Annotated in this window: 12 protein-coding genes; 2 read left to right on the top strand and 10 right to left on the bottom strand. The window is 71.6% G+C overall.

All coding sequences use genetic code 11. From position 1 onward, the window contains the following. Positions 1 to 5 precede the first annotated feature (5 nt). The 5 genes from OG885_RS41570 to OG885_RS41550 form a co-directional block, all read right to left on the bottom strand. The gene (locus tag OG885_RS41570) at positions 6 to 1,145 is read right to left on the bottom strand and encodes a HoxN/HupN/NixA family nickel/cobalt transporter (protein WP_405741504.1); all 1,140 of its coding nucleotides are present in this window, start codon (positions 1,143 to 1,145) and stop codon (positions 6 to 8) included. A 124-nt stretch (positions 1,146 to 1,269) separates the two neighbouring features. After that, on the bottom strand, positions 1,270 to 2,124 hold the full coding sequence (gene prcB / locus OG885_RS41565) for a proteasome subunit beta (RefSeq protein ID WP_405741502.1): 855 nt from the start codon (positions 2,122 to 2,124) through the stop codon (positions 1,270 to 1,272). A gap of 76 nt (positions 2,125 to 2,200) precedes the next feature. Further along, positions 2,201 to 3,136, bottom strand: a complete 936-nt coding sequence (locus OG885_RS41560; protein ID WP_405741499.1) for a YbhN family protein — start codon at positions 3,134 to 3,136, stop codon at positions 2,201 to 2,203. 37 nt (positions 3,137 to 3,173) lie between these two features. After that, positions 3,174 to 4,646 (bottom strand): hypothetical protein, encoded by a 1,473-nt coding sequence (locus OG885_RS41555; protein ID WP_405741496.1) that lies wholly within the window; start codon positions 4,644 to 4,646, stop codon positions 3,174 to 3,176. A gap of 166 nt (positions 4,647 to 4,812) precedes the next feature. Further along, positions 4,813 to 5,208, bottom strand: coding sequence for a YybH family protein (locus OG885_RS41550; protein WP_405741493.1), 396 nt, complete (start codon positions 5,206 to 5,208; stop codon positions 4,813 to 4,815). Positions 5,209 to 5,288: 80 nt separating this feature from the next. Here OG885_RS41550 and OG885_RS41545 point away from each other — a divergent pair, with 80 nt between their 5' ends. Continuing rightward, the gene (locus tag OG885_RS41545) at positions 5,289 to 5,960 is read left to right on the top strand and encodes a nucleoside/nucleotide kinase family protein (RefSeq protein WP_405741490.1); all 672 of its coding nucleotides are present in this window, start codon (positions 5,289 to 5,291) and stop codon (positions 5,958 to 5,960) included. A 24-nt stretch (positions 5,961 to 5,984) separates the two neighbouring features. Here the strand turns inward: OG885_RS41545 and OG885_RS41540 are convergent, their stop codons facing one another. After that, positions 5,985 to 6,353, bottom strand: coding sequence for a winged helix-turn-helix transcriptional regulator (locus OG885_RS41540; protein WP_405741487.1), 369 nt, complete (start codon positions 6,351 to 6,353; stop codon positions 5,985 to 5,987). Positions 6,354 to 6,456: 103 nt separating this feature from the next. Between OG885_RS41540 and OG885_RS41535 the strand changes: the two genes are divergently transcribed. Further along, complete coding sequence (locus OG885_RS41535) at positions 6,457 to 7,302, top strand: NAD(P)H-binding protein (RefSeq protein WP_405741484.1); 846 nt, start codon at positions 6,457 to 6,459, stop codon at positions 7,300 to 7,302. 3 nt (positions 7,303 to 7,305) lie between these two features. Here OG885_RS41535 and OG885_RS41530 read toward each other — a convergent pair whose 3' ends face one another. From OG885_RS41530 to OG885_RS41515, 4 genes are read right to left on the bottom strand one after another with little or no spacing between them, the layout of a single operon-like run. Further along, the gene (locus tag OG885_RS41530; RefSeq protein ID WP_405741481.1) at positions 7,306 to 9,138 is read right to left on the bottom strand and encodes a hypothetical protein; all 1,833 of its coding nucleotides are present in this window, start codon (positions 9,136 to 9,138) and stop codon (positions 7,306 to 7,308) included. 5 nt (positions 9,139 to 9,143) lie between these two features. Next, on the bottom strand, positions 9,144 to 10,865 hold the full coding sequence (locus OG885_RS41525; RefSeq protein WP_405741478.1) for a hypothetical protein: 1,722 nt from the start codon (positions 10,863 to 10,865) through the stop codon (positions 9,144 to 9,146). A gap of 2 nt (positions 10,866 to 10,867) precedes the next feature. After that, positions 10,868 to 11,770, bottom strand: a complete 903-nt coding sequence (locus OG885_RS41520; RefSeq protein WP_405741475.1) for a carbohydrate ABC transporter permease — start codon at positions 11,768 to 11,770, stop codon at positions 10,868 to 10,870. Further along, positions 11,767 to 12,687, bottom strand: a complete 921-nt coding sequence (locus OG885_RS41515; RefSeq protein ID WP_405741472.1) for a carbohydrate ABC transporter permease — start codon at positions 12,685 to 12,687, stop codon at positions 11,767 to 11,769. Before OG885_RS41515 ends, OG885_RS41520 begins: the two co-directional genes overlap by 4 nt. Positions 12,688 to 12,764: the final 77 nt, after the last annotated feature.

Genomic DNA, 12,764 nt, shown 5'->3' with positions numbered 1-12,764 from the left:
CGGGGTCAGTCCGCGAGGTCCGTCGTCCACTTCTCCTCGATCCGGCCCACCTTCCACACCACCAGGGCGACGGCCCAGGTCAGCACGAACAGGGCCACGACCGCGAAGCCGAGGGTGTTGAGGTCGAGGCCGGAGATCCAGGTCCAGAACGGACCGTGCAGGTCGAGCTTCTCGGCGAGCAGGCCGAGGAGTTCGACCGTGCCGATCAGGAGGGCCACGGCGACCGACAGGCCGGTGATGGTGAGGTTGTAGTAGACCTTGCGGACCGGCTTGGAGAACGCCCAGTCGTAGGCGAAGTTCATGAACGTGCCGTCGATCGTGTCCAGGAGGGACATACCGGCGGCGAAGAGGACGGGCAGGCACAGGATCGCGTACCAGGGCAGGCCGGACGCCGCGCCCGAACCCGCCAGGACGAGCAGCGCGACCTCGGTGGCGGTGTCGAAGCCCAGGCCGAAGAGGAGGCCGAGGGGGTACATCTGCCAGGGCTTGGTGATCGACCCCATGACCCGGCCCAGGAGGCGGTTCATGAAACCGCGGTTGTTCAGATGCTCTTCAAGGGTGGCCTCGTCGAAGGTTCCCGCGCGCATCCGGCGGAACACCTTCCAGATCCCGGCCAGGATCACCAGGTTGATGCCGGCGATGACGTACAGGAAGGTTCCGGAGACCGTCGTACCGATGAGACCGGTGATGTCGTGGAGCGAGGAGCCGTCGTCGCGGACCGGGCCCGCGAGGGCCTTCACGCCCAGGGAGAGCAGGAACGTCAGGCCGAAGACGACGCTGGAGTGGCCGAGCGAGAACCAGAAACCCACCGACAGGGGCCGCTGCCCCTCCCCCATCAGCTTGCGGGTGGTGTTGTCGATCGCCGCGATGTGATCGGCGTCGAAGGCGTGCCGCATGCCGAGCGTGTACGCGGTGACGCCGATGCCGACGCCGAAGGACTTCGTACCGACGTCGTAGTGCTCGGGCACGACGAGGGCGACCAGGGTGAACCAGCCGATGAGGTGCAGGGCGAGGATGAACCCGGCCATCCCCCCGACCCTGATCCACTCCTCACGCGTCATGGAGCCGCGGACGCGCTGCCAGAGCCCGGCGTTTGTCGAGGCCGAGGCGGGGAGGGGCGGAGCGGAGTCAGGGGCGACCGGCATCGGGAGGATCTTTCGTTCGGTGAAGCGGCCGCTGCAGGCAGCCTTGTGCCATCCTCCGGTAACTGCAACTCATGCGCAGTAAAGGCCGTGGCAGATCTTCCCCACGGGAGGGGAAAGCGGGAGCTCAGGGCGTCGCGTTCGGGCCGTCCGGGCGGGTGCGGCGCTGCTCCACCATCTCGCGGCTCAGCTCCTCCGTCTCCTGTTCCGGCAGCCGCTCGAAGCCGTCCCCGGTGATGACCGAGACGATCGGGAAGATCCGGCGGTTGATGTCAGGGCCGCCGGTCGCGGAGTCGTCGTCCGCCGCGTCGTACAGCGCCTGGAGGGCGGCGAGCGCGGCATCGCGCCGGGACATGCCCCGGTGGAACAGCTTCTTCAACGCGCCCCGGGCATAGGGCGATCCGGACCCCTCGGCATGGAAGTCCCGCTTCTCGTACAGGCCGCCGGCGACGTCGAAGCTGAAGAAGCGGCCCCGCTCGCCCTCGGGCGCCGTGTCGTCGTACCCGGTGAGCAGCGGCACGACCGCGAGACCCTGCATGGCCTGGCCGAGGTTCTGCCGGATCATGCCGGCCAGGCGCCGCGCCTTGGCGTTGAGGGTCATCGGGATGCCCTCGATCTTCTCGAAGTGCGTGAGCTCGACCTGGTACAGCTTCACCATGTCGAGCGCGAGGCCGACGGTGCCCGCGAAGGCGACGGCGGTGTAGTCGTCGGCGGGGTGCACCTTCTCCAGGTCGCGCTGGGCAATGAGGTTGCCCATCGTGGCCCTGCGGTCGCCGGCGATCAGCACGCCGTCGCGGTAGGCGAGGGCCAGCACGGTCGTGCCGTGCGGGAAGCGGTCGGGGGCGGCGCGCACACCGTCGGGGAAGGGCCGGCGCGTGGGCAGCAGGGCCGGGCGGTGGGCGGTCAGGAACTCGGTGAAGGACGAGGTCCCGGGAGTGAAGAACTCCTCCCCCAGACGCCCTCCTTGCTCACTCGCCGTCATCGCGTTCCCCCCTGGTCGTCTCCGGGCCGGCACCCGAGTCCTACCTGAACTGCGCGGAGGGGAAACACGGTCCGGGTCAGAGGGACCTGCGGCGCACGAGGACGGCCAGGACCATCAGGCCCGGGAGCAGGGGCAGCCACACCGTCAGCAGGCGGTAGCCGAGGACGGCTGAGGCGGCGGCCGTGGCCGGGGCGCCGCTCGCGGTGAGGGCGAAGGCGAGGGCCGCGTCGAGGGAGCCGAGGCCGCCGGGCGTGGGCAGCAGGGCGGCGGCGCTGCTGGCGGCGACGTACAGGAGCGCCACCCGGGCCGGGGGCAGGGAGAGCGCGACGGCCTGGGTGACGGCGATCAGGACGAGGGCGTGCAGGGCGACGAAGGCCAGCTGGCCGCCCCAGAGGGCCGCCGCCCGGGGCGGGTTGGCGTGCACGGCCCTGATGTCCGCGAGGACGACGGCGAGGGCACGCCGGCACCGGGGCACGGCCAGGAGGACGGCGACGCCGGTGACGGCGGCGCACCCGACGGCCAGGACGACGAGGTTCGGCCGGGGCACCCGCAGGACGCCGGGGCAGGCCACCGCGAGGGCGACGATCAGCACGGCCCGGACCACCGCGGCGGCGGTGCCCTTGACCGCGAGGGCGCTCGCGGCACGCCCCGCGGGCAGTCCGCAGCGCATGAGGAAACGCAGGTTCACCGCACCTGCCCCGAGCCCGGCGGGCAGCAAGTGGTTGGCGGCACCGGCGGCGAACTGGGCAGCCACCAGGCGCCCTTGGGGCAACCGTGGTACGACCGCGCCCTGTTGGGCCAGCGCGGCGCACGCCCAGGTCGCGGCGGCCGCCGCGCCGCCGACCAGCAGCCACCCCTGGTCGGCGACGGTGAGCCCCACGGCCCCGCGCTCCAGCACCGGCCAGTGCCGCCGGGCCAGACAGCCCGCGCCCACCAGCACGGCGAGGGTCACCGCGGTGTGCCAGTAGACGCGTCTTCGCGAGGGGCTCAGGGCCACCGGTTCGGATGTCATTCGCCACAACCCGAGCCGGGGGCGACCGGTTCGGATGTCATCGCCCGCCGCCCGCCGGGCCCGGCGGCGCCAGCCGCACCAGCACCCCACCCGCCCGGTACGGCGTCCAGTCCCGCGCGTACCGGGCCGTGCCGCCCTCCGGCGGGGTGAGGTAGGCGACCGGGACGCGGCGGGCCGTGTCCCGGATCTCGGCCGCGGTGGAGTTGGCGTTGTGGCCGCCGGTCGCCGCCGAGGAGCAGCCGGTGTAGTAGGCGACCGGGATGGCCTCGTGGCCGGTGAGCAGACAGGGCGGGCGGACGCCGAGGCGGTGCAGTTCGGCGGCGGTCCGCTCCCAGCCCTGCCGGGCGGCGGTGGCGTTGGAGACCGTGCGGTCCAGGACGTTCAGCTGGACGGCCAGATGCGCGGCGAGGCCGAGCGCGAGCAGGCTCGCGGCCACGGGCCGCCAGGTGCCGTTCGGGCGTGTGGCCAGGTGGAGCAGCGCGTCGGCGACCGGGAGGGCGAGCAGCGCGTAGGCGGGGAGCAGGAAGCGCGGCGCGGCGTATCCGATCATGAACAGGTAGGGGACGGCGGCCGTGACGGCGCAGGCGAGCGGTACCAGCGTGCGCTCGGCACGGCCGGCGCGGACGGCGACGACGACACCGACCGCGGCGAGCACCGGAAGGACGTACCACCATGCGGTGATCAGCGGGTTCGGCATCGATCCGGTGCACGGCCGGCACAGCGCACGCCCCACCAGACTGCGCAGCTGGTCGTCGACGGCCATGTTCCAGCCGAGCCCGCCCTGGATGCGCGAGGCCTCGTGGAGCCGCTCGCCCAGGCCGCCGAACGCGACGTACGCCTCGACGACCCACTCCACGGCGCCGAGCGCGAGCCCCGCGAGGAGCGCGGTCAGCAGTCGCCACCGCCGGGCGGCCACCATGAGCACGAGCAGCGGCACGGTCACCCAGACCGCGTCGGTGGGCCGCATCCACGCCATGAGGGCGGCGCCCGCCAGGAGCCCCCAGACCTGGCCCTTGAGGTAGCTGCCCACGACGATCAGGCCGCCGAGGGCGACCCAGTAGTTGGGCATGGCCTGCGGGCCGTAGAAGAGGGTCACCCACAAAGAGGCGAACAGCGCCCCCGCACCGGCCAGGACGCGCACCCGGAACAGCCCGCGCCACACGCGCAGGGCGAGGTAGAGGCCGAGGCCCGAGAGCACGGCGAGGTAGACGCGCAGCAGCTCCGTGGACGTCGACCAGGACGCGACGGGCGCCACCAGCAGGGAGACCCCGCGGGCACGCGGTGCGCTGAAGAAGGCGGGCGGAGCGCCGGAGCCGACCTGGCTGACGTACACCGCCTCGTCCCAGCCGAGGCCCATCCCCGGCCGTACGAGCAGCAGCTGCGCGAGTACGAAGACTCCCGCTACGGCGGCGAGAAGTACGTCCCCCCGCCAGTGCCGGGACATGACGGGCACGATCGCCCTGTCACTCCGTCGTGCTTCGGCGAGCAGGGCATTCATGCCGTGCGCCATCGTCCACCCCTTACCCCGTTACTGCCATGGAGGTGCTCAGCCCTGGTCAGGGGCCGCGAAAACCACGAAACAGGGACAAATTAACCCGCAGCCGTGCCGTGCGCAGCGCGATGTTCGCCCAGTTGTATGACGATCGGTCATATCGGCTGGTTCCGGATGGGGCGGGTCAGTCGTGAGGGAACGAGTGATGCTCGTGCGCCACGAGCCAACGGCCGTCCTCCTTGCGCAGACCGAACGTCAGCCGTAGCCGCAGGTCGGGGTGTTCGGCGAGCTCCTCGGGGCTCGCGCAGCGCAGCAGCGCGTGGGCGTAGGCGACGTCGGAGCCCGCGGTGACGTCGAGGGACTCGATGTCGAAGCAGGCGCCCTGTGCCTGCCAGGCGAAGAACGGCGGCCAGGCGGCGCTGTAGGCGGCGAGCCCGTGGATGCCGTGGTGGGGCGGCGGTACGTCGTACATGACGATGTCCTCGGCATGGTCGGCGACGACGCCGTCGAGGTCGCCGCGGTGGACGGCGTCGGCCCACTTCGTGATCAGGGCCCGGATCTGAGCGTCGTCGTCGGGCACGGTGGCGGCTCCTTCCTGCATCCCCTCCCCGCGTTCTCCTTCGTCGGGCGGCCGGGTGGCCGGGTGGCACACTCTCCAGTGTGCCGCTGACATTCGACGACCTGCTTCTTCGCGCCCGTTCCCTGGTCCAGGGCGGGCGGCGCGCGCTCCTGGGTGTCGCGGGCAGTCCCGGCGCGGGCAAGACGACGCTCGCCGAGGCGCTGGTGCGGGAGCTGAACGCGGGCGGGGAGCCATGGGTGGCGCATGTCCCGATGGACGGCTTCCATCTCGCCGACGTCGAACTGGACCGGCTGGGCCTGCGGGACCGCAAGGGCGCGCCGCCCACCTTCGACGCGGCGGGCTATGCGGCGCTGCTGCGTCGGTTGCGCGGCGAGGAGGACGGTGACGACATCGTGTACGCGCCCGGCTTCGAGCGGGTGCTGGAGCAGCCGATCGCGGGTGCGGTCCCGGTGCCGCCGTCGGCCCGTCTGGTGGTGACCGAGGGGAACTACCTGCTGCTGGGCACGGGTGCCTGGACGCGGGTGCGGGAGCAGCTGGACGAGGTGTGGTTCTGCGAGCTGGCCGAGGCGGAGCGGATCCGGCGCCTGGTGGCCCGGCACGAGGAGTTCGGCAAGGGGCACGAGGAGGCCGTGGCCTGGGTGATGCGCACGGATCAGCGCAACGCCGAACTGGTCGCGGCGACCCGGGACCGGGCCGATCTGATCGTGCCGGCCGCCGCGCTCGAAGCCCCGGGGCGGCAGGCGGCGTCGTAGGCGCGCGGACGGCCCGGTGCCGCGTCAGGCCTCGTCGTAGGTCTGCCTGGCCTTCTCGACCTCGCCGAGGTGATCGGCCGACCAGTCGGCGAGATGGGCGAAGAGCGGGGCGAGACTACGGCCGAGTTCGCTGATCTCGTACTCGACGCGCGGCGGCACCTCGGGGTGGTACGTCCGTACGACCAGGCCGTCCCGCTCCAGCTGGCGCAGCCGCTGTGTCAGCACCTTCGGCGTGATCCTCGCGATGCGCCGCTCCAGTTCCACGAACCGCTGCCGGCCGTGCGCGTGCAGGCTCCACAGGATCGGGGTGGTCCAGCGGCTGAACACGATGTCCACCACCGGGGCTATGGGGCAGGCGAGTTCGGGTTCCGTGGTGGTGTCCGTGCCTTGCATCCGCGTCCCTCCGGGGTAGTCACTTTCCTCTAGGTACCTACTATATCCACGGTGTTAGCGTCCCTTCATCGGCAACAAGGCCGGTTTCACAAGGGAGTTGCTCATGATCGTGGTGACGGGGGCGACGGGGAACGTCGGCCGGGAGCTCGTCCGGACGCTGGCCGCGTCCGGGGCCCAGGTGACGGCGACGTCCCGACGGATCGCCGAGGAGGATGTCCCGGACGGTGTTCTGCCGCGGCGGGCGGAGTTGACGGATCCCGACAGCCTCAAGCCCGTGTTCGACGGCGCGGAGGCACTGTTCCTGCACGACGGCGGTCCGGTCGCGCATCTGCTCGATGTCCCGCGGCTGCTGGAGGTGGCTGCGGCGGGCGGAGTGCGGCGGGTCGTGCTGCTGTCCTCGCTGGGTGTGGTGACCAGGCCGGAGTCGGCCTCGCACGGTGGCACGGGCCGCGCCATCGAGGAGGCCGTACGGCGCTCGGGGCTGGACTGGACACTGTTGCGACCGGGCGGCTTCCACTCCAACGCGTTCCAGTGGGTGGAGTCGGTGCGTGGACAGCGCACCGTGGCCGCGCCGTTCGGGGACATCGGTCTGCCCACGGTCGACCCGGCCGACATCGCGGCGGTGGCCGCGGTGGCCCTGCGCGAGGACGGACACGCCGGACAGGCCTACGAGTTGACGGGCCCCGCCGTGGTGACGCCCCGTCAGCAGGCCGTGGCCCTCGGGGAGGCGGTGGGTGAGCCGGTGCGGTTCGTCGAGCTGGACCGGGACGAGGCGCGGGCGCGGCTGCTGCGGTTCATGCCCGAGCCGGTGGCCGACACCACCCTCGCCGTCCTCGGCGCACCCACCCCGGCCGAGCAGCGGGTCAGCCCCGACGTCGAGCGGGTCACCGGCCGGGCGCCGGGCACGTTCGGGGAGTGGGCGCGCCGTAACGCCGCCGCGTTCCGATAGGCCTCACGCGCGCAGCGTCAACTCCGGCTCGCCGTGGGCGTCTCCGGCCGGATCGCCGATGACGGCGGTGAAGGCCTCGGTGCGGACGGTCAGGCCTTCGCTGCCGTGCTCGAACGTGGGCGTGAACGCGCCGCCGGGTCCGTAGCGCACGGCGAAGACGTGCAGGTCCGCGGGCGCGTCCGGCACCGGCTCGGCCTCCAGGGCCGTGGACGACACCAGGTGCAGCCAGCCCTCGTCGGGGTTGCCGTAGCCGCGGGGGTCGGCGGCGAGCGCGAACGCCGCCTGCTCCTGTGTCTGCTCCGAGCGGGCGTCGAAGTGCTCGACGCCCTGCGCCTCGGGGTGGGTCAGACGCAGCGCACCGGCGGCGACGACCTCGGCGGCGTCGGCGGTACGGCGAACGCGGTCGCCCTCGTCCGTGGCGTACGGCATGCCGGCGAGCAGATAGGGAGCCCCGGGGAGCCGCTCCACCGCGACCGTCGTCCACAGGGTCGTGCCGTCGGTGACGTACAGGGACCGCACATGCCGCAGGACGTGATCGCGGCCGACAGCCGGCTTGGTGACCAGCTTGGCCGTGAGGCCGTCGGTGCGCAGATCGCGGACGCGGACCTCACCCATGGGGCGGCAGAGCAGGAAGCCGTCGACCACCGGGCCGAAGCCGTGCTGGCGGTTCACGGCCGCGGGCAGATAGTAGGTGCCGGCGGCCTCGACCACCGCCGGGGTCATCCGGCCGTCGAAGGCCACCGAGACGGTCCCGGCGCGCAGTTGGTGGCGGGCGGGCGCCGGTGACGCCTCGCGGTGCCAGCGCGTCGTGTCCTGGATCTGCCACACCAGCATCCACGCGAAGTGGCCGTCGACGCCGCCGTCCTCCTTGACCGCGTGCCGCGCCCAGCGGCTGTCGGCCCGGTAGCGGCCGAGGTCGGCGCCGATGCGGGCGCCGAAGTACCTGAGGCCCAGGACCGATTCGAAGGCGGAGTGCTGCTCGCTGTAGCGCGGGCCGCCGTTGTCGAAGCCGCCGTTCGTCAGCCGGGCGTCGAGGTAGCGGGCCAGCGCCTCGCCGTCCTCGGCGAAGATCTCCGCGTCGCTGACCCGGTGGGCCTGGGCGAGGAAGGACAGGGAGATCGGCCCGTAGTTGTTGTCGTAGGCGCCGCCGTGCTCGGGCGGCAGGAGCGCGCCGCGGTCGGCGACGCGGTGGGCGCGGATCTTCTCGACGTACAGCTCGATGGCGCGGGCGCGGACCGACTCCCCTTCCTCCGGCGGGAGATGGCGGGCGAGCATCAGGCCGCCGACGACGCAGCCGATCGCCTGGTTGCCCGCTTCCTGTGGGTTGAAGAAGGTCGCCTCGGTGAGCCAGCGCCAGTATCCGTGGGCCACGTCGAGGAGTTCGGCGCGCTGCGCGTCCCCGACCAGGCCGTCGGCCGCGTCGAGGAGGTTCACCGCCTGGAGCAGCGCCCACACCGTGCTCGGCCAGTCGCCGATGGGGTGCGCGCCGGGCGCGAGGGTGTAACGGGCGTACGCCAGCCCGGAGTTGCGGACCCTGAGGTTCGGGTAGCCGGGGTTGTCGTCGGTGTACACCCGCTCGCGCAGATGGAAGGCGAGGCTGCGGCGGACCGCCTCGGGCAGCCGGTCGTCCTTGGTGCGCTGCCAGGCGAAGGCGAGCAGGGAGGTGATGCCGAGCGAGGTGTCGCCGATGTCGTCGACGCAGCCGGGGTGTTCGAGGTTGCCCTCGGGGGTGAGGCGCGCGAGGGCCTGCTCGGTCACGTCGGTGAGGACGGCGTCGTACGCCTCGGGGGTGTCCGGCAGGTCGTGCAGCGGGCCGAGCTGGCGAGGGAGGTACACGGAAATCAGTCCTTCGTGCCGGAGACGGCCTTGGCGCGCAGTGTGAGGGTCAGTGTCTGCGGTCCGTACCCGCCGAGGTAGACGCGGTTCCCGGTCGTCGCGTCGGTGCCGCCGACCACGGTGTGGTCCTGCCCCGGGTCGTAGCGCAGTACGTCGCCGCGGTCCGGTCCGACGAGGGGTTCGCCCGACTCGACGGTGGCCTCGACCCGGATCTCGTCGTCGCCGACGCGGTAGGTCAACGGCTCGGTCGTCAGGCACCAGCGTCCGTCGCCGAGCGGTTCGGCGCCCTGCGGCTCGCCGCCCGGCCGGAAGGTCAGTTCGAGGGCCCAGGGCACCGACGGGCCGCTGATGTCGATCCGCAGGTCGGCCCCGTCCTCCCGCAGGTCGACCTCGACCCGGGTCATGTGGGAGACCTCGTCCTGAGGGCGGTCGGGGAAGGCCATCGCGGCGGAGAAGCGGCCCTCGTCCACCAGGCGGTAGGCGCCGTCCTCGCGCCTCTGGTCCTTCGGGAGCGGCTGGTAGTAGGCGGTGGTGAGGGCCTGGGTGAGCCGGTAGCGGTGGTCGGCGAGCCGTTCCATGTCGGCGGCGCGGAAGGGGCCCAGGTCGAAGAACGCCCGCGAGAGGCGGACCGCGTCGAGGACGGCGGCCCCGGCGAACAGGCGCAGGAAGGTGGGGTTGCAGGCGAGGCCCGAGCGGATGCGCCGGTGCTCGGGCACGTCGGAGCCGCCGTACACCACGGTGTGCGCGGTGGCCGAGGCGTGTACGGCGAGACGTGCGGTGGGGAGGTACCGGTCGCGCGGGAGTTGCTCCGCGTCCGGGGCCGGCAGGACCCGGCACAGCTCCGGGGTGAGGAAGGTCTGGGCGAGCAGGTCGGGATCCGCGATGCCGTCGGCGGCCGCCAGGCGGGCCGCGCGGGCGAAGTCGCCCCGGCCGGTGCGGATCGCGAGGAGCCGGTAGTGCGGCAGGTAGGGCCACAGCGCGAAGGACAGCCGCTGGTCCTGGCGGCGCGAGTGGACCGTCTCCACCGTGCTGTCCGGCCTGATCAGGTCCAGGGTCGCGGTGAGGTTGCGTGCGACGGCGTCCAGCAGGTCGCCGCGGCCGAGCACCTCGGCCAGCAACAGCAGCGCCGGGTTGGTCACGATGGACGCGTAGACGGCGCTGCGTTCCGAGTACAGGCCCTCCGCGTCGATGTCGACGCCCTCGGCGAGCCACTCCTCGGCGCGGGCGCGCAGCCGGTCGTCGGGGAAGGACCGGTGCAGGCGGGCGAGCGCCGCGCTCAGCTCCCAGCGGTGGTTCGGGGTGTGCACACCACCGGTCAGGAGGCTCTCGGCGGCGGCGCCGGCGATCTCGGCGAGCGCGGCCTTCACCTCGTCCGGTTCCGGTCCCGCGTCGGCGGCGAGGACGTAGGCGTCGCACACGTCGTTGACGGTGAACGCGGAGTCCGGCGGCGACTGCACGTTGTCGCCGCCCGCGAAGAGACCGGAGGGCGTCTGCACGGCCCGCAGGGCGCGGAGGTGGGTCAGCGCGGCGGCGACGGCCCGCTCGCTGCCGTGCAGCGCGGAGTCCGGCGAACGGTACGCCGCGATCAGCGTCTTCACCCGCCGCGCCAGACCACGGTGCGGCACGCCGGTGGGTTCCGCGTCCGGGTCGGCCGCGAGCGGGGCGGCCGACCCGTCGGCGGCGAGCGCCGCCGCGCGGACGAACTCGTGGTCGAGCGAGGTGGGCAAGATCAGTCCTTCAGGCCTGCGTTGATGTCGGCGTTCATGACGTACCGCTGGAACACCAGGAAGACGGCGATCAGCGGGATCATCGAGATGACCGAACCGCCCAGCAGCACCGACCAGTTGATGTTCTGCGCGCCGACGAGGCTCTGGATGCCGATCTGCACGGTGAACTTGTCGGGGTCGTTGAGCATCAGCAGCGGCCAGATGTAGTCGTTCCAGCGCCACTGGAAGGACAGGATGGCGAGCGTCAGCATGATGGGCCGGGAGATCGGCACCATGATCCGCAGGAAGATCGACAGTTCGCGGGCGCCGTCGATACGGGCGGCCTCGATGAGCTCGTCGGGGACCGTCAGGAAGAACTGGCGGAACATGAAGCAGCCGGTCGCGGTGAGCACCGCCGGGAGGATGATGCCGCCGAAGGAGTTGTAGAGGCCGAGGTCGCGGACGACCAGGAACTCCGGGGCGAGCATGACCTCGGACGGCAGCATCGTGGTGGCCAGGATGCAGACGAAGAAGAACTTGAGCCACTTGTTGTCGTACTTGGCCAGGGCGTAGCCGGTGCAGCAACTGGCGCCGACGGTGAGGACCGTGGTGATCACACACACGAGGGCCGTGTTGATGAAGTACTGGGAGAAGTTGGCGCTGTCCCAGGCCGCCTTGTACCCCGACAGGGTGGGGTTGTGCGGGAGCACGGTCAGCGGCAGGGAGAACAGGTCTCCGGCCGGCTTGAAGGAGCTGAGGACGAACCACAGCACCGGGAGCCCGTAGAGGGCGGCCAGGATCCACAGCAGGGTCGTCGCGGGCACCGCGGCCCGCAGTCCACCGCTGCGCCCGTTGCGGGACTGTCTCTTGGACAGGGCCCGGACAGAACCGGTGTCGACCTTGCGCGGGGTGTCGGTGGTGGTCATCGGTTCTCCATCCGCCGGTTGACGATCAGCTGGATGATCGCGACGGCCATCAGGATGAGCATGAGCACGAACGACGCGGCGCTCGCGTAGCCGATCTGGCCGGTTTTGAAGCCGGTTTGGTAGATGTACTGGACGAGCAGGTTGTTCGACGTGCCCGGTCCGCCGTTGTTGAGGGCGAGGAAGAGCGGGTATTCCTTCATCGCGTTGATCGTGTTGAGCAGGATGACGATGAAGGAGGTGGGCGCGATGCTCGGCAGCGTGATGCTCATGAACTGGCGCCAGGGGCCCGCCCCGTCGAGGGAGGCCGCCTCGTAGTACGAGGTGGGCACGTTCTTGATCGCGGCGATGAACAGCAGCATCGAGAAGGCCGTTCCCCACCAGGCGCCGGCCATGACCACGACGCCCAGCGACAGGTCGGCGTTGGACTGCCACGCGATCGGGCTCCCGCCGAGCTTCTCGATGACGTAGTTGATCAGTCCGAAGTTCTCACCGAACAGCCACCGCCACAGGACGCCCACGACGATGGGCGAGATGAGCCACGGCACGAAGAAGACGACACGGGCGAGCGAGGCGCCCTTGGCCTGCTTGCTCACCACCAGGTTGGCGATGAGCAGCGAGAGCACGAAGTTCAGCGGCACCACGAGCACGGTGTACAGCAGCGTCCGGGACAGCGCGTCGTAGAACGTGGAGTCGCCGAACAGGTTCTGGTAGTTGTCCAGTCCGACGAACTGGAACGCCCCCACACCCGTGTAGTTCGTGAACGAGTAGACGAGCCCGATCACCGCGGGCCACACGAAGAACAGCGAGAAGAGCACGACGTTGGCCGCGATGAGGACGAGCGGCGCGAGGGTGTACTTGCTGCGTCTCCTGGTCCGGCTCGGCGGGCTCGCTGACACGTCCGAGGCGCGTTTTGTCATCTTCCTGACTCCGTGCTGGGGGAATGGATTGCGCTGGGCTCAGACCATGGGCCCGGCATCAAGTGGAGGTCCCGGGG

Source organism: Streptomyces sp. NBC_00028, from assembly GCF_045041065.1.
In the GTDB taxonomy this organism is placed as follows: domain Bacteria; phylum Actinomycetota; class Actinomycetes; order Streptomycetales; family Streptomycetaceae; genus Streptomyces.
This window is presented reverse-complemented; position numbering and strand designations above follow the sequence as displayed.